General features: G+C 62.8%; 16 protein-coding genes. 11 read left to right on the top strand and 5 right to left on the bottom strand.

Translation table 11 applies throughout. The features are described from left to right. Nucleotides 1–867 (bottom strand): hypothetical protein (locus AADA04_RS01145; RefSeq protein WP_340691392.1); only part of this gene is annotated, 867 nt, incomplete at its 3' end. Between the two features lie 197 nt (nt 868–1,064). On the opposite strand from AADA04_RS01145, the gene AADA04_RS01140 reads away from it, so the two are divergent. Continuing rightward, nucleotides 1,065–1,547: an Hsp20 family protein gene (locus AADA04_RS01140; protein ID WP_340691391.1), complete on the top strand. Its 483-nt coding sequence runs from the start codon at nt 1,065–1,067 to the stop codon at nt 1,545–1,547. A 62-nt stretch (nt 1,548–1,609) separates the two neighbouring features. On the opposite strand, the gene AADA04_RS01135 is transcribed toward AADA04_RS01140, so the two are convergent. Further along, complete coding sequence (locus AADA04_RS01135; protein WP_340691390.1) at nt 1,610–2,605, bottom strand: glutathione S-transferase family protein; 996 nt, start codon at nt 2,603–2,605, stop codon at nt 1,610–1,612. Between the two features lie 142 nt (nt 2,606–2,747). On the opposite strand from AADA04_RS01135, the gene AADA04_RS01130 reads away from it, so the two are divergent. Beyond that, entirely contained in the window at nt 2,748–3,797 is a 1,050-nt protein-coding gene (locus tag AADA04_RS01130) for a glycosyltransferase (RefSeq protein WP_340691389.1), read from the top strand. A gap of 7 nt (nt 3,798–3,804) precedes the next feature. Here AADA04_RS01130 and AADA04_RS01125 read toward each other — a convergent pair whose 3' ends face one another. The 3 genes from AADA04_RS01125 to AADA04_RS01115 all read right to left on the bottom strand — a co-directional run bounded on the left by AADA04_RS01125 (nt 3,805) and on the right by AADA04_RS01115 (nt 6,168). Then, nucleotides 3,805–4,260: a bifunctional diaminohydroxyphosphoribosylaminopyrimidine deaminase/5-amino-6-(5-phosphoribosylamino)uracil reductase RibD gene (locus AADA04_RS01125; RefSeq protein WP_340691388.1), complete on the bottom strand. Its 456-nt coding sequence runs from the start codon at nt 4,258–4,260 to the stop codon at nt 3,805–3,807. Next, entirely contained in the window at nt 4,257–4,970 is a 714-nt protein-coding gene (gpmA, locus tag AADA04_RS01120; RefSeq protein WP_340691387.1) for a 2,3-diphosphoglycerate-dependent phosphoglycerate mutase, read from the bottom strand. Before gpmA ends, AADA04_RS01125 begins: the two co-directional genes overlap by 4 nt. A 70-nt stretch (nt 4,971–5,040) precedes the next feature. Then, nucleotides 5,041–6,168: an AGE family epimerase/isomerase gene (locus AADA04_RS01115; RefSeq protein ID WP_340691386.1), complete on the bottom strand. Its 1,128-nt coding sequence runs from the start codon at nt 6,166–6,168 to the stop codon at nt 5,041–5,043. Between the two features lie 146 nt (nt 6,169–6,314). On the opposite strand from AADA04_RS01115, the gene AADA04_RS01110 reads away from it, so the two are divergent. The 9 genes from AADA04_RS01110 to AADA04_RS01070 all read left to right on the top strand — a co-directional run. Then, the gene (locus AADA04_RS01110) at nt 6,315–6,920 is read left to right on the top strand and encodes a hypothetical protein (protein WP_340691385.1); all 606 of its coding nucleotides are present in this window, start codon (nt 6,315–6,317) and stop codon (nt 6,918–6,920) included. Between the two features lie 81 nt (nt 6,921–7,001). Continuing rightward, a complete protein-coding gene (locus AADA04_RS01105; protein ID WP_340691384.1) occupies nt 7,002–9,104 on the top strand; it encodes a prolyl oligopeptidase family serine peptidase in 2,103 nt (700 codons plus the stop codon). 97 nt (nt 9,105–9,201) lie between these two features. Continuing rightward, complete coding sequence (locus AADA04_RS01100) at nt 9,202–9,792, top strand: GNAT family protein (RefSeq protein WP_340691383.1); 591 nt, start codon at nt 9,202–9,204, stop codon at nt 9,790–9,792. 188 nt (nt 9,793–9,980) lie between these two features. Further along, nucleotides 9,981–11,456: a signal recognition particle protein gene (gene ffh, locus AADA04_RS01095; RefSeq protein WP_340691382.1), complete on the top strand. Its 1,476-nt coding sequence runs from the start codon at nt 9,981–9,983 to the stop codon at nt 11,454–11,456. Then, the gene (locus AADA04_RS01090) at nt 11,457–11,771 is read left to right on the top strand and encodes a chorismate mutase (RefSeq protein ID WP_340691381.1); all 315 of its coding nucleotides are present in this window, start codon (nt 11,457–11,459) and stop codon (nt 11,769–11,771) included. 33 nt (nt 11,772–11,804) lie between these two features. Then, nucleotides 11,805–12,260: a 30S ribosomal protein S16 gene (gene rpsP / locus AADA04_RS01085; protein WP_340691380.1), complete on the top strand. Its 456-nt coding sequence runs from the start codon at nt 11,805–11,807 to the stop codon at nt 12,258–12,260. A 160-nt stretch (nt 12,261–12,420) separates the two neighbouring features. Further along, nucleotides 12,421–13,104 carry a beta/gamma crystallin-related protein gene (locus AADA04_RS01080; RefSeq protein WP_340691379.1) on the top strand — a complete coding sequence of 228 codons (684 nt, stop codon included), beginning with the start codon at nt 12,421–12,423 and terminating at the stop codon, nt 13,102–13,104. 50 nt (nt 13,105–13,154) lie between these two features. Beyond that, the gene (gene rimM, locus AADA04_RS01075; RefSeq protein WP_340691378.1) at nt 13,155–13,691 is read left to right on the top strand and encodes a ribosome maturation factor RimM; all 537 of its coding nucleotides are present in this window, start codon (nt 13,155–13,157) and stop codon (nt 13,689–13,691) included. A gap of 77 nt (nt 13,692–13,768) precedes the next feature. Next, nucleotides 13,769–15,224 (top strand): beta/gamma crystallin-related protein (locus AADA04_RS01070; RefSeq protein WP_340691377.1); only part of this gene is annotated, 1,456 nt, incomplete at its 3' end.

Raw genomic sequence — 15,224 nt, 5'->3', positions numbered from 1 at the left:
CGTCATCCGGTCACTCTCGCCGATGTCGGCATAGCGCGTCGCATCGAACCCCTCCGGCGTGTTGCCGTCCGAGTCGGTCGATTTGTTGTTCGGCGGCAGGGTCCAGACACCGAAAGGATGATCTGCGGTGTCGGCCGGATTGGCGTTGATCTCGCTGGCGCCGGCAAATTCGAATCCGGCGGCGATGGCGCGGGCCTTCACGAAGTCCTCATGGACATAGCCGGTCGAACCGGTTGGGTCCTGCGTGGCAGTCGACGGGAGGCGATGCTCAACCACACCGAGTACGCCGCCGGGTTTCAGCGCGGCGAAGGCGTCGGTGAAGAATTTCTCGGTGTAGCCGCCTGACATCCAGTTGTGCACGTTGCGGAATGTCAGCACTGCGTCGGCTGTGCCGGGCGCAGCCAGCGGGCCGCTGACGCCGGAAAACACGCTATATTCGATCGTGCCGAAATGCGGGTCGGCATAATTGGCCTTGAACTCGGCGAGACGCGATTCCGTGCGCTGTCGGCGCTCTTCATCCGGTGCGGCAGCCGGATCGAAGCCCGCCGCGACCAGCGTGCCGCCACCGGCAGCGAGGTAGGGCGCGAGAATATTCGTGTACCAGCCACCGCCGGGCCAGATCTCGATCACGGTATCGGAGGGCTCGACGCCAAAGAATTCCAGGGTCTCGACCGGATGGCGCCAGGCATCCCGGGCCTTTTCCTCGTCAGAGCGCGCGGAATCGTTCACGGCGACCTGCAGCGGGCTGAGTTCGGGAACCGATTCAACCACTTCAACAGCGGGCGCTTCGGGTTTGGCGGGTGCAGCGGCCTGGCTACAGGCTGCGATAAGGCTGAGCGCAGCCCCGGCGAGCAGGAAATTCTTCATGGCGTTCTCCTCGGTCCACATCTTGAACACCTCTTTACGCTACCCAAATACTACTTGTCACGGTGCTGCATTGCGGGCCGGGACCGGGTGATATGCCAGCGCCGATTGCGGGCTGGGAATTCATGTTTCCCGAAAATACCAGAGGACCTGTTTGCTTCAGGTCACTCACAGTTGCTTCAAATGAGAGGACTGTTTCCATGAGCAATATCGATTTGACCCCCCTTTACCGAACGATGGTTGGCTTTGACCGCATGGCCAACATGATCGACACGGCGTCGCGCCTTGACGGTACGCAGGGCTATCCGCCCTATAATATCGAGCGTTCCGGTGAGAATGCCTTCGCCATCGAGATCGCGGTGGCCGGCTTTACCGACGCCGATCTCGACATCGAAACCAAGGAAGGCCAGCTCACGGTTGCTGGCAAGAAAGGTGAGAACGAGGACGGCGACGGACGCGAATACCTGCATCGCGGCATTGCCCAGCGCAGTTTCATTCGCCGGTTCCAGCTGGCCGATCACGTCATCGTGACCGGCGCGCGCCTCGACCATGGCGTGCTGCGCATCGATCTCGTGCGCGAACTGCCGGAAGAGAAAAAGCCCCGCAAGATCGAAATTGGGTCGGACAATGAAGCGTCCGAACCGAAGCTGATCGGCAAGAAATCTGCCGGCAACGCGGCCTGAGGCAGACCCGGCTGACTGAACTTGAGCGGCGCGCCTCACCGGGCGCGCCGCTTTTCATTTGATCAGGAGAGATACTTGCGGGCGCCCACTGTCGCGAGGAAGTCCTGCAGGGCTGTGTTGTCCGACGACTTGGCGACGGCGGACCTGACGGCGCGAAAGGCGCGGGCGGCATAGCGCTGTGTCGATTGTTCGAAGATGCCGTCGCCGAGCGTCGCTGAAAACCGCTTCTTGTCCCGCGAGGCGCTGGCCGCATTCGCACTGGCCCAGGGCAGGTAGGTGGCGCTGAGTTCGTCTTCGAAAAGCGGCGCCAGTGTTGCGCTGAGGGCGCCAAGTTCTTCGAACGGACCACCGGCATGCGGGTCTTCCATATGTTCGCACCAGGCCACCACGAAGGGGGCATTATCCTGCAGCCAGTCAGCCGGTGTCGGGTCGAGCAGCATTTGCTGGAACTGGGCGGCAATGGCGAAGTCAGCGACCGACGGCCTGCCTCCGAAAATGAACAGATGATCCTGAAGATGAGCGTTGAGCCGAAGCGCAAACCGACGCCACGAACTGTCCAGTGTCTCCCGGTTTTCCACATCTGCGCCGACCAGTGGCAGGCGCGCGGCCATGCGTTCGGCGATCTGGGTTTGCTGGGCCTTGTAGGCGCGCGGGCGTTTGCCGTCATAGAGCTGGGTCAGGACGCGGAGCGCGGCCGCTTCGCGGTCGGGTGACTGGCTCCAGCGCTGCTGGAACATGCACTTGTTCAGCCACTCATCGCCATAGTCTTCGAGCACGAGCGCGATCACGGCGCAGGCCGGATCGTCGGGTACGGCGGACGGCTCGGGATGGTCGGCTTCCAGTGCGGCGAGCATGGCGGTCGAGTCCTGGCTGACCGGCCGGTTCGGTGACACCAGCAGGGGCACCGTGGCGACCCGCTGGGCATTCGCCTGAAAGTCGGACTCGTTGTCACGCGACCGCGATATCCAGTCGAACGCCAATCCCTTGTAGCGCAGGAAGGCCCGCACCTTGAGCGAATAGGGAGACGTGTCTGCACCGAACAGACGGTAATCGGTCATTGCGCTATCCTTGCTGGTCCAGCCTTTGTCTAGGGACTTCACCCCCAACTGCCAAGCAGCGTTTGCCGCTACGCCCGATAATCGCTATGCGCTGCTGTGACGACGGGCTCGGCTGGGCGGCAGGACACGAAGGACAGATGAAATGCGGGTAATGCATGTCATGGCGGGCGCGGCCGAAGGCGGCGCAGAGAACATCATGCTGGAGTCGGTGCTCGCGCTTGCCGAAACAGATCTCGAGCAACATGTCGTCACGCGGCCCAATAATGATTTCCGCATCCAGAAATTTCGCGAGGCCGGGATCGGCGTTGACGTGGCCGCGTTCAACAATAGCTGGCCCTTCCCGACACGGCGCGTGATCGCCGACGCGATTGCCCAGTTCAAGCCGGACGTGATTGAGTACTGGATGGGCCGCGCCGGGCAGTTCGCGCCGAAACAATACCGTGCCCGGTCAATTGGCTGGTATGGCGGCTATTACAAGCTGGCACGTTTTACCCAATGCGAATGGCATGTCGGCCTGACGATCGACCTGCTGCGCCATATCCGCGAACAGGGTGTCAGCGACGACCGGTCGGCCATCGTGCACACCTACGCCGATTTTGCCGGCGCGGACCCGGCGAGCCGGAAAGCGCTCGATACGCCGGACGACGCGCCTGTCGCCCTGGCGCTGGCGCGGCTGCATGAAAAGAAGGGCCTCGATACGCTACTCGATGCGACGGCGAAGATTGACGGCCTGTATGTCTGGATCGCGGGCGATGGCCCGATCGAGGCTGAACTCAAGGCGCACTGCACGCGGCTGGGTCTTGATGACCGTGTGCGCTTTCTCGGATGGCGCAATGATCGCGGCGCGTTGCTGGCTGCGTGTGATGTGGTTGCCTTCCCGTCGCGCTATGAACCCTTTGGAACAGTGACGGTCGATGCCTGGGCGGCCTCCCGGCCACTGGTGGCTGCGGATGCAGCCGGTCCGGCGGCCTATGTCAAAGACGGCGTCAACGGATTGCTCATTCCAAAGAATGATGTCGACGCGCTGGCCGATGCCCTGCGCAAGGTTGTCACCGACAAAGCGCTTGCGGCACAACTCGTGGCGGGTGGCCGGGCGTCCTATGAGGCGCAATTCACCAAGGCGGCATTCCAGCGGGATTCACTGGCGCTGTATGAAAAGATTGTCGCGCATGCCGGGCCGTTTGCAGGCTGAGCCCGGTTCAGGCCTGGCTTGTGTGAACTGACCTGAAGAAACCGTCATAGAGCCGCGCAGCGGTGGGACGGCCAATACCGATCTCGACGCGGATGCCTGCCTTGCGGAGCGCGGCAATACCTCCGTCGGCCAGCGGGTGGGGATCGGCGATGGCGCAGACGACGCGCCGGACCCCGGCCTCTTTCAGTTTTGTCGAGCATGAGGCTCCGCCTGCCGAGCGTTCGCGGCAGGGCTCTAGCGTGACGTAGGCCGTTCCGCCACGTGCGGCATTCCCGGCCTCATCAAGGGCGATTTCCTCAGCATGCGGGCGTCCGCCAAGGCCGGTGACGCCGTCGCCGACGATGTGCCCGTCCGCATCCAGGATAACGCAGCCAACCGACGGGTTTTCGGCGGTCAGGCCCTGGTTCAGTTTCGCCAGCGCAAGCGCGCGGCCCATCATGCGGCGGTCGAGGCGCCGGCTCATGGCAGGGCAGGAAGCGATGTGCTGCGACCAGAGTCCAAATATTGCACTGAAATTGGCTTCAGATTGTCGTCCAGCTCGATGAGGAGCGGGTTGCCTGTCGGAATCTCGATCCCGGTAATGGACTCATCGGGCACGTTGAACAGGTGTTTGACGAGGGCGCGCAATGAGTTGCCGTGCGCGGCGATGAGCGTGTCGGTGCCAGCACTCAGGACGGGAGCGATTTCATCGGTCCAGTAAGGCAAGACGCGCTCAAGCGTCATCTTGAGGCTTTCGGCGGGCGGCACGTCGATGCCGCGATAGCGCGGATCCTTGGCCGGATTGAACGGGCTGTCCTGATCAATCGGCGGCGGCGGGACATTATAGGAGCGCCGCCAGATATGAACCTGCTCGGCGCCGTGCTTGGCTGCGGTCTCGGCCTTGTCGAGGCCGGTCAGGCCGCCATAGTGGCGCTCATTCAGCCGCCAATGCTTCTCGACCGGCATCCAGACGCGGCCCATTTCCGTGAGCGCCATCCAGAGCGTGCGGATCGCCCGGGTCTGAACGCTGGTGAAGGCCGCGCGGAAGTCGGCATCGACATCCTTGAGCAGGACGCCGGAATGGTGTGCTTCGGCTTCGCCCTTTTCGGTGAGGTCGGCATCCCACCAACCCGTGAAACGGTTTTCCAGGTTCCAGGCAGACTGTCCGTGGCGGACGAGGGCGAGTTTGGTCATGGTGAGACTTTCTTCAAACGGGTATCAAAACGGGCACTTGGCGCCCTTTTCACTTTAAAACGGCAGGGGTTCAAGCTTTCATGACCCGCATCAGTTCAGCGAAGGCGAGGACAACATGGTAGCCGGTCGACGCCGGCATGTCGGTAGCGATGACGTCGCCGTCAGCGCCATAATGGTCGATCCAGCCGCCATCCACGGTCAGGAACTCATCCATGAGCACGTCGAAGCTGCGGCAGGCGGCGTCGGCGAACCGCTCGTCGCCGGTCCGTTCAAACATCGTGAGATGGGCTTTAAGGGCTTCGGTCTGCGGCCAGGTGCGGCGCGACGGATCGGCGGGGCCACCGTCGCGGGTGACTTCCTGGCAGGCCCGGCCATCGGCATCGAGCGTGGCGCAGGCGAAGGCGTATAGCGTTCCGGCGGCCTCGGGCACCGGCATGCCGGATGCGTCGGCATAGGCGTGAAGCAACCAGACCCATTCGAACTGGTGTCCCGGTTCGACAATCTCGGCGTCGCGTCCCTGCGGCATGCCCCAATCGACGGCAAACCGCTCGCCGAGAAGTCCGCCCGGACCGGCCGTGAAGCGGGCCTCGAACAGGGTGACGATTTCGCCAGCCCGGGCGAGATGCCCGCCCTCCGGATCGACCTTGTGCAGGGAAAGACAGGCTTCGAGCAGGTGCATGTGCGGATTCTGCTGCCGGCTCTGTGGAAGCGGAAGCGTTTCGGCATAGCCACCATTCACCCGGTCGCGCATCTGGCGATCAACCGAATCCAGCAGCGCGGCAGCGCTGGCGCGGGTTTCGCCCGTGCCGCCAAGCGCATCGTCGGCTTCCCCGAGCGCGAACAGGGTGAAGGCGATATCGTAGAGGTCCGGCGTGTCATCGAGAAAGCCGCTGCCATCGGCGTTCAGCAAGCGTCCGACCAGGCCGTCGGCCCTGCGGGCGAGACCGGTCAGGATGCCGAGGCCATGCTCGATCCGGTCTGTCGAGATGTCCGGGCGCCAGCCAAGGCGCAAGGCTTCTGCAAAAAAGTAAGTCTGGCGGGCCTGGACCCTGACGCGCGCATAATCGCGGTCGGCGGCGCCATGATCGAGATCGAGCACTTCACGGAAAAGGCCGGCAGAATTCATGCCGCGCTCGGCCCAGAGTGGAAAACAGGCATCGGTCAGCCAGAGGCGCGCCTCAATTGCCCTACGCTTCAAGGCCGCCTTCGACATCGCGATTGATCCCCAAAAAGCACTGGAAGCCGAGCATACGGCTCGCCAAACCGTTCGCGCTCCTGCTATCAGCAGATGCAATGATTGGCCAGCGCCCTTGCGCGCGGCAATGCGGCAGAAGGAAGAGGCAGATGCGGGACTGGTTTTTCTTTCCTGCCGCGCTGGCACTTGCGGCGATGATGGTTTTCCTGGCGATCCGGCCGGGGATCGGTGCCTTGCCGACCGGCCCGGTCGCGGGGGACGGCGTGCACTATGACAAGATCACCATTGAGGGCGATTACCTGCACAAGGTCTTCGCGGGCGGCAATGCCAAGACCGAACTCGTCGACGGGGCGGACAACAGGGCCTTGCTCTTTATCGAAGCCGAGACAGGCGCACTGCGGGACGAGCCGGAGCTTGGCCCGCATTTCCGCCTCGCCGCCGACATCGAGACACAGTTTTCGGGCATGACGGTACGCGTCACGGTGCGTGCGCGCCCGGCAGATGATCGCGGCGCCATGCAGTTGGCGATCAACTATTCGGCGGGCCGGGCCGGCGAGTCCGGCTGGAAGATTTTTGATCTCAAGCCTGAATTCTCCGACTTCAGTTTCGACTATGACGTGCCGCGCGCCGAGGGCGACCAGGGCGTCGACTATCTCGGCTTACGTCCGGTCGTGCCGAACAAGAGCCGGGCCGTCCTGATCGAACGCATTACGCTCGACCGGATCGGGCCCTGGAAAACGGACGATCCGGCTTAGCGCGCGGACGTGTCGCTTCGCTCATGGGCGCCCGCCCGCATACTTGTAACGCGCACACATGCACCTGAAACGGAGACTCTTTTGCCCGAGCCGCTAACCCCGACCACCGAGACGCAAGCCGACGACCCGAACCTCTGGCTGGAGGCGGTCGAGGGCGATGAGGCGTTGGCATGGGTGCGGGCACAGAACGCGCGCACCCTGGCCGAGTTGCAGGCCGATCCGCGCTATGCGGGGTTTGAAGCGGCTGCGCTTGATGCGCTGAATTCCAAAGAACGCATCCCCTACGGGGCGGTGCGCGACGGCATGGTCTACAATTTCTGGCAGGATGATGTGAATGTGCGCGGGCTGTGGCGCCGGACCAGCCTCGAAAGCTATGCGACAGCCGAGCCCGTGTGGGAGACGGTTGTCGATGTCGACGCGCTCGCTGCAGAAGAAGGCAAGAACTGGGTCTACAAGGGCGCCAATTGCCTGCGGCAGGTGGGCAAGCCGGCGCGGCATTGCCTCGTGTCTTTGTCCGATGGCGGCAAGGACGCCGTCGTGAACCGGGAATTCGACCTGGTGACAAAGAGTTTCGTCGCGGACGGCTTCGTCACGCCCGAAGCCAAGCAGGGTGTCGCCTGGGTCGACGCCGACACATTGCTGATCGCGTCTGACTGGGGCGAGGATACGGTGACCGCGTCGGGCTATCCCTTCATCGTGAAACGCTGGCATCGCGGCACGCCGCTTGAGGCCGCCGAAGAGGTCATCCGCGGAGCGCGCGAGCATGTTGGCGTCTGGCCGATGGTCATGGAACTGGATAACGGACGCGTGCTGCAGGGCGCGGTGAAGTCGGAAACCTTCTTCACCCATTCCTATTGGTGGCTGCCGGATGGCGAAGTCGACCCGGTGCGCTGGCCAATTCCGCTGAAATCGTCGCCGAACGGCATCTACAAGGGCCAGTTCCTGGTGTCGCTCGAGGAAGACTGGGCACCGGACGGCCAAGCGGTCTCGTTCAAGTCGGGCGACCTGGTCACCTTCGACGTGGACGCTTTCCTCCAAACGCGCACGTTGCCGACAGTCAGTCTCGTGTTTCATCCGGGCGCGACACAGGCCGTGAACGGTGTGGCGATTTCCAAGGGCGCGGCGATGCTGTCGATCAATGACAATGTCGTCGGTCGCGTGATGCGTCTCGAGCCGGGTGCGGACGGGTGGACGCACGTTCCGATCGACCTGCCGGGTACGGGACAGGCGGGCATCGCCTTTGCCGATGAGCATGAAGAGGCCGTGTTCCTCGCTTACGAGGACTTCCTGACCCCGGATTCCCTGCTGTCCTATGACATCAAGACCGGCGCCGTTGCGTCCCTGAAAAGCCTGCCCGGCAAGTTCGACGCATCGGGCCTGAAGGTCGAACAGTTCTTTGCGACGTCGAAGGACGGGACGCAGGTGCCCTATTTCATCGTGCACAGGGCCGACATGCCATTCGATGGCAGCACACCGACGCTGCTCTACGGCTATGGCGGGTTCCAGGTGTCGATGAACCCGTCTTACAGCCCGGTGACGGGGCGGCTGTGGCTGGAACAGGGCGGCGCCTATGTGCTGGCGAATATAAGGGGCGGCGGCGAGTTCGGCCCGGCCTGGCACCAGGCGGGCCTGAAGCTCAATCGCCAGCGGGTCTATGATGATTTCATTGCTGTCGGCGAAGACCTGATTTCGCGCAGGATCACCCGTTCCGAACATCTCGGCATCATGGGCGGATCGAATGGCGGCCTGCTGATGGGCGTCATGCTGAACCAGCGGCCGGACCTCTGGAATGCGGTCGTGGTGCAGGTGCCCCTGCTCGACATGCTGCGCTACCATCACCTTCTGGCTGGCGCGTCCTGGGTCGACGAATACGGCTCGCCGGATGTGCCGGAGGAGCGGGCTTTCCTCGAGACCTTCTCGCCTTACCAGAATTTCGATGCGTCCAGGCCTTATCCCGAACCCTTCTTCGTGACCTCGACCAAGGATGACCGCGTGCATCCGGGCCATGCGCGCAAGATGGCGAAACTGTTCGAGGATGCGGGCCTGCCCTTCCTGTATTACGAGAATGTCGATGGTGGGCATTCGGCGGCGGCGAACCAGACGGAGCGTGCCAAGCGTACCGCTTTGGAATTCACTTACCTGTCCGAGCGCCTTTTCCCTGCCGACCGCTCACAGAAGATCTGAAAAAGGAATTTAGATGGGTAATGAGTTCCTAAACGGAATGCAGAATTTCTTTTTCCCGTAGCCCTTGTGTCCGTCGCAATCCGTGAGACGCTAGCGCATGCGGCTCGATGAACAAGGTTTGCACAATGATGTCGTGAGGCTCGACCTTCTGGAAGAGTCCGACAGGTCGCGGCTGGGCGTATCAGGCGCCATTGAGGCCATGTGGGACTGGATGCCTGTCCTTCCCAGCGGCACGAGCTACAATTCCTATTTCGACTATATCCTGAAGATGAAAGAGCGCGGCGACATTGTGCCCTTCACGGTAACGCGCCAGTTGGACGGCGCTTTTGCCGGCGTGGTTGGCTATATCAATATCAACCGGACCCACCGGCGCGTCAGTATCGGATATGTCTGGCATCCCGAGGACATGCGCGGGACGGCCGTGCCGAAGGCGACACAGATGGCCATGATCGGTCGCGCCTTCGCCGCCCGCATGCGCCGCATCGAGTTTCTCGTTGCCGATGAAAACGAGCGGGCGATCCGGTCAGTCGAGCGCCTTGGTGCCAAGAAAGAGGGGGTGTTGCGGCACTATCTTCGTCTGGCCGACGGTTCCTGGGCGGACATTGTCATGCTTTCGCTCGTTGATTCCGAAATTCGGGCGGCCATCGATCTCCTGAAAGACCGCGTCGCCGAGATGCAGCTGGCTTGACCTCATAGGCCTCACATGCTTTAGGCGCGCTTACATCCGCGCAAACATGAAAAGCGCGCTTTGACTGACACTTGAGGTCAGCGAGGCCCCCCGCCCGGCGAATTTTCGCTCAGCGGGGCTTCATGCTTTGTGCGCCGGGTTTGAGCACCTAAGTCTGTCCTGCAGGCAAACGGTAAAGGAGTAGGCACATGTTCGACGCTTTGAGCGATCGCCTTGGCGGCATTTTCGACGGCCTGACGGGTCGCGGCGCGCTGTCCGAGAAGGACGTGAACGCTGCGCTGCGCGAAATCCGTGTAGCCCTGCTCGAAGCCGACGTTGCCCTGCCCGTGGTCAAGGATTTCATCGAAAGCGTGCGCGCCCGCGCCGTTGGCGAGGAAGTCGTTCGTTCGGTGAAGCCGGGCCAGCAAGTCGTCAAGATCGTCTATGACGGGATCGTCGAGATGCTCGGCGGCGCGGATGCAGAGACCACCCTGCGCATCGACACGCCGCCGGCCGTGATGATGATGGCTGGCCTGCAGGGTTCAGGCAAGACGACGACAACGGCCAAGATCGCCAAGCGCCTGTCGGAAAAGCACCGCAAGAAAGTCCTGCTTGCCTCGCTCGACGTGCGCCGCCCGGCCGCCATGCAGCAGCTTGCGATCCTTGCCGACCAGTGCGGCGACAATGTTTTCTCCCTGCCGATCATCGAAGGCCAGCTGCCCGCTGATATCGCGCGGCGCGCCGTGCAGGCCGCCAAGATCGGCGGATACGATGTCTTGATCCTCGACACCGCTGGCCGCACCACGATCGACGAGCAGATGATGTCTGAGGCGGCAGAGATTGCCGATATCGCGAAGCCGTCCGAGACGCTGCTGGTGGCCGATGCGCTGACCGGACAGGACGCTGTGGAAACAGCCAAGCGTTTCCATGACCGCCTACCGCTGACAGGTCTTGTCCTCACCCGGATGGATGGTGACGGGCGCGGCGGCGCGGCCCTGTCCATGCGTGCGGTCACTGGCCTGCCGATCAAGTTCCTCGGCACCGGTGAAAAGCTCGACGGCCTCGACGCATTCGATGCCTCTCGCGTGGCAGGCCGCATTCTCGGACAGGGCGATATTGTCAGCCTGGTCGAAAAAGCCTCCGAGCAGATGGATTCCGACAAAGCCGAGCGCATGGCCGCGAAGCTCAAGAAGGGCGAATTCGACCTTGAGGACATGGCTGACCAGCTGCGCCAGATGCAGCGCATGGGCGGGCTTGGCGGCATCATGGGCATGATGCCTGGTGCCCGCAAAGCCAAGGAAGCCATGGCGAACGCCAATCTCGACGACAATGTCCTGAAGCGCCAGGAAGCGATTATCCTGTCGATGACCCGCAAGGAACGGCGCAAGCCGGCCGTGCTCAACGCGTCGCGCCGCAAGCGTATCGCGGCAGGGTCCGGTACGTCGGTGCAGGAAGTGAACAAGCTGCTGAAAATGCACCAGCAGATGGCCACGATGATGAAGAAGATGCGCACCAAGGGCGGCATGAAAGCCATGATGGGCGCCGCCTCGCAGGCCGGCATGTCACCAGCCGATCTTGCCAAAATGGGTGGCCAGCAAATGCCGGGCGGATTGCCGGGCATGGGATCAGGTGGCCTGCCCGGTCTGGGTGGCAGCCTGCCGGGCCTCGGGGGAAAGAAGAAGTAGATGATGACGACAGACAACACGCTCGCCCTCTTCCAGCTGAACCAGCTGCGCGCCAGCATCGACAACATGGATGCGATCCTCGTCCACACGCTGGCCGAGCGCTTCAAGGCGACGAAAGAAGTCGGCAAGCTGAAAGCGCTGCACAATATGCCGCCGGCCGACAAATCCCGCGAAGGCCAGCAGATCGAGCGCCTCCGCAGTCTTGCAAATGAGGCCGGCCTCGACCCGGCATTCGCCGAGAAATTCCTCTCTTTCATCGTGGCAGAAGTTATCCGCCACCATGAGCAAATCCGCAGCGACGAAGCTGAACTTTAATTCCAGAGACGACACTTTACAGGAGTAACCCCAATGTCCCTCAAGATCCGACTCGCCCGTGGCGGGTCCAAGAAACGCCCCTTCTATTCCGTCGTCATCGCTGACGCCCGCGCGCCACGCGACGGTCGCTTCATCGAGAAGATCGGTGTCTATGACCCGCGCCAGCCCAAGGATTCCGCCGAGCGCGTGAAAATCGACGGCGTCAAAGCCGCTGAATGGATCAAGAAGGGCGCCCAGCCGACCGACCGCGTCGCACGCTTCCTCTCGCAGATCACCGTCGAAGGTGAATCCGCTCCGGTCTACACATGGACTGCCGGCAGCAACCTGAAAAAGGGTGAGCCAGGCAAGAAGGCCCAGGAACGCGTGAAAGAGCGCGCTGACAAGGCGGCCGCCGCTGCTGAAGCGGCTGCAGAAGCCGCCAAGGCACCTGCCCCGGTTGAAGAGCCGGCTGCTGAAGAAGCGCCCGCCGAGGAAGCCGCTTCCGAATAGGTCCGGCACACATATCGTTCTGATGAGGCCAGTGCATTTTTGCGCTGGCCTTTTCTTTTGGCTGGCGGTGGGCGTCGCAACTGAATGCGGCACAACGGGGAACCTTGTCCCGGTTCAGTTCGCTTCACTTACAAGCGAACTGAACTGACAGGAGACCGCTATGACCAAATTGAGCCTTTTCCGGAATGGTGCGCTCGTCGCAGCCAGCCTTGCCGCCCTGACCCTGCCGGCACACGCCGATCGCGGGCCTGATACATATCGCGGCGGATATAGCGGTGTCGTGCTGCATGCAGATGCCGGTTTCCGCGGCGAAGCCATCGAAGTCGCCGGGGCGATCCCCGACCTGAAGCAGATGCGGTTCAATGACCGGGTCTCGTCGATCAGCGTCCGGTCGGGTGCGTGGGAAGTCTGCACGGATGCGAATTTCCGGGGCCGGTGCGCGACCATCGACACGAGCGTATCCCGTCTGAATGACCTGCGCCTGAATGATAACGTGTCTTCGCTTCGCGCGGTCGGCTACGGGAACGGCGGCGATCACGGGCGGTCTGCCGACCTGGTCCTGTTTTCGAATGCCGACCTGCGCGGCGACCCGATGGAGATCAATGGCGATATGCCTGACCTGGCCGCCTACAGGTTCAATGACCGGGCGAGCTCTGTCCTCGTGACGCGCGGCACCTGGCTCGCCTGTGAGCACGCGAACTATCGCGGCCGCTGCGAAGTGATTTCGCGCGGTTCAGGCGACCTTCGCCCGATCGGACTCAACGACAATATTTCGTCGATCCGCCGGTATGACGGCCGGGACGCGTCCCGCAACAGCCATGCCCGCGACTGGCGCCGTCACTAAACGGTGCCAGCCCGGTTCTCTCCGGCGCGGTCTGGCGCTACAGAGGCGGCATGAAGACCTATCCGAATGACAAACTGATCGTTGTGGGCGCCCTGAAGGGTGCCCATGGCGTGCGTGGCGAAGTGCGCGTGAAGAGCTTCACGGCAGACCCTGAAGACCTGTTCAATTACGGCCCCCTGACAGATGAAGCCGGACGAGTCGTGCTGACACCGCTGTCGGCGCGGCCGGGCAATGATCACTTCATCGTGAAAGCCCGCGAACAGAAACAGAAGGAAGAGTGGGATGCCCTGAAGGGCACCCTGCTCCATGTCGAGCGCGCCCAGCTGCCAAGCGCCGATGAAGGCGAATTCTATATCGAGGACCTTGTCGGCCTTGAGGTCTGTTCTGTAGGAGACGTTGCAGAAGGGCGGATAAAATCAGTCCAGAATTTCGGTGCCGACGATCTGCTGGAAATCCACCTGATTACCGGTGGCGGAACCGTTTTCGTGCCATTCACGCAAGCCGACGTGCCGGAGATTGACCTCAATGCGGGGCGTGTCCGGATTCCGGACCTGGCCCAGTGGGCCGAGGTGGAAGACGATAAATAACAGGCGTTCCGCCTGACGTTGTGCCGCATTCAGGCGCCGTGTTCCATGTTACTGTCAGTAACTGAGAGGAATTGGCCATGTTTGCCACGCTCCTGCGCCTTGGCGCCCTTATCGCAGTCCCCCTTGTCGCCACTGGCGCGGCGGCTGCGCAATATGATGCACCGCAGGATGAGGCGGCGCTGATCCTGTTCAGTGGCGCGAATTATACCGGCGACGCAGTCAATATTTTCGATCCGATCCACGCGCTGCCCGATATCCGGTTCAACGACCGCGCCCGGTCCGTGGCGGTGCTGTCCGGCGCCTGGGAGATTTGTGAACACAGCGATTTCACTGGCCGCTGCGTGTTCCTGCGCGAAGACGTACCGGACCTGCGCTACTTTGATCTCGGGGGAGACGTGTCGTCGGTTCGGCCGATTTATGAGTATACCGATGCCGAGCATGGCCTGATGTTCGTGCGCGACGAGCGCGGCTATATCCAGTATGCCGATGCCGTGCGTTACGGGAATGACGACTATGATTACGGCTATGGTCGCACCACCCGGGTCGAAGTGTATCACTACGGCTATTCACCCGCTTACCGGTCCTATGGCTATTATGACCCGCTGGCCGGCTATGGCCCTTACGGGTTCGGCTATTCGCGCGGCGGGTACAATACTTACCGGTCCTACCACCGCGAGCGCCCGCCGCTGCGCGGCCATTATGGCGCGCGCAACGCGGACGCCACTCTGTATGTCGACTCCAATGGGCGGGGGGCGTCGCTTGGCATCAATCGTGGGGTCAAGGACCTCAGCCGCTTCCGGTTCAATGACAATGTTTCGTCCCTGAACATCAAGTCGGGCAAATGGGAAGTGTGCGAACATGCCAACTTCCAGGGCCGCTGCGAGATCATCGATGCCTCGACGGGCAAGCTCAACGGCTACCGTCTCAACGACAATATTTCCTCGATCCGCCCGGTCGGCGATACGCGGCCTGCGACAGGCCGGCCCGGCAAGGGCGACCGTGACGGAGACCGGGACCGTGACCGGGATAGCCGCCGCGACGGACAACGCGACGGGGATGCAGGGCGCACACGCCGCCCACAGGCTGCCAGCACGCCGCCTGTTCGCAGCAGGGGTTCGACTGCCGCGCTGGCAGGTGGCCCCGGCACTGTGACTTCACTGCCCGATACGACCCCGTCAAATCGCCAGCGGCGCGCGACGCGGTCTGTCATTCCGTCCGACCCAGTCAGCAATACCGTGCGTGACCCCCGGACGCGCGGCGGTGTGAACCCGGCTGTGCGCGCCGAAACACAGCGCGTGCGCCCGGTCACCGAGCAGCCACGACGGTCGCAGGTACGTGCTCAGCAGACCCGCGTTGAACCCGTCCGGGCGCCGCGTTCGGAAGCGCCCCGGGTCCGTCCACAGCAACAAGGCCAGCGGATCGAGCGGTCCACGCGCCAGCAGGTACCACGCGCGCTGCCGCAGACCCCTGCCATGCGATCCCAGGCACCGGCTCGCGCGCAAGCCCAGCCGGCTCAGCAGACCCGCGTTGAAC

The organism is Hyphomonas sp. (assembly GCF_037969335.1).
Classification (GTDB): domain Bacteria; phylum Pseudomonadota; class Alphaproteobacteria; order Caulobacterales; family Hyphomonadaceae; genus Hyphomonas.
Note: the sequence above shows the minus strand (reverse complement) of the source record. Positions and strands in the feature narration are given on the sequence as shown.

Excerpts from the sequence above, each read along its gene's own strand:
- gpmA (WP_340691387.1), bottom strand. The coding sequence starts at position 4,970 with ATGACCAAACTCGCCCTCGTCCGCCACGGACAGTCTGCCTGGAACCTG.
- AADA04_RS01110 (WP_340691385.1), top strand. The coding sequence starts at position 6,315 with ATGCGGGACTGGTTTTTCTTTCCTGCCGCGCTGGCACTTGCGGCGATG.
- AADA04_RS01080 (WP_340691379.1), top strand. The coding sequence starts at position 12,421 with ATGACCAAATTGAGCCTTTTCCGGAATGGTGCGCTCGTCGCAGCCAGC.
- AADA04_RS01100 (WP_340691383.1), top strand. The coding sequence starts at position 9,202 with ATGCGGCTCGATGAACAAGGTTTGCACAATGATGTCGTGAGGCTCGAC.
- AADA04_RS01135 (WP_340691390.1), bottom strand. The coding sequence starts at position 2,605 with ATGACCGATTACCGTCTGTTCGGTGCAGACACGTCTCCCTATTCGCTC.
- rimM (WP_340691378.1), top strand. The coding sequence starts at position 13,155 with ATGAAGACCTATCCGAATGACAAACTGATCGTTGTGGGCGCCCTGAAG.
- AADA04_RS01090 (WP_340691381.1), top strand. The coding sequence starts at position 11,457 with ATGATGACGACAGACAACACGCTCGCCCTCTTCCAGCTGAACCAGCTG.
- AADA04_RS01125 (WP_340691388.1), bottom strand. The coding sequence starts at position 4,260 with ATGAGCCGGCGCCTCGACCGCCGCATGATGGGCCGCGCGCTTGCGCTG.
- rpsP (WP_340691380.1), top strand. The coding sequence starts at position 11,805 with ATGTCCCTCAAGATCCGACTCGCCCGTGGCGGGTCCAAGAAACGCCCC.
- ffh (WP_340691382.1), top strand. The coding sequence starts at position 9,981 with ATGTTCGACGCTTTGAGCGATCGCCTTGGCGGCATTTTCGACGGCCTG.
- AADA04_RS01140 (WP_340691391.1), top strand. The coding sequence starts at position 1,065 with ATGAGCAATATCGATTTGACCCCCCTTTACCGAACGATGGTTGGCTTT.
- AADA04_RS01130 (WP_340691389.1), top strand. The coding sequence starts at position 2,748 with ATGCGGGTAATGCATGTCATGGCGGGCGCGGCCGAAGGCGGCGCAGAG.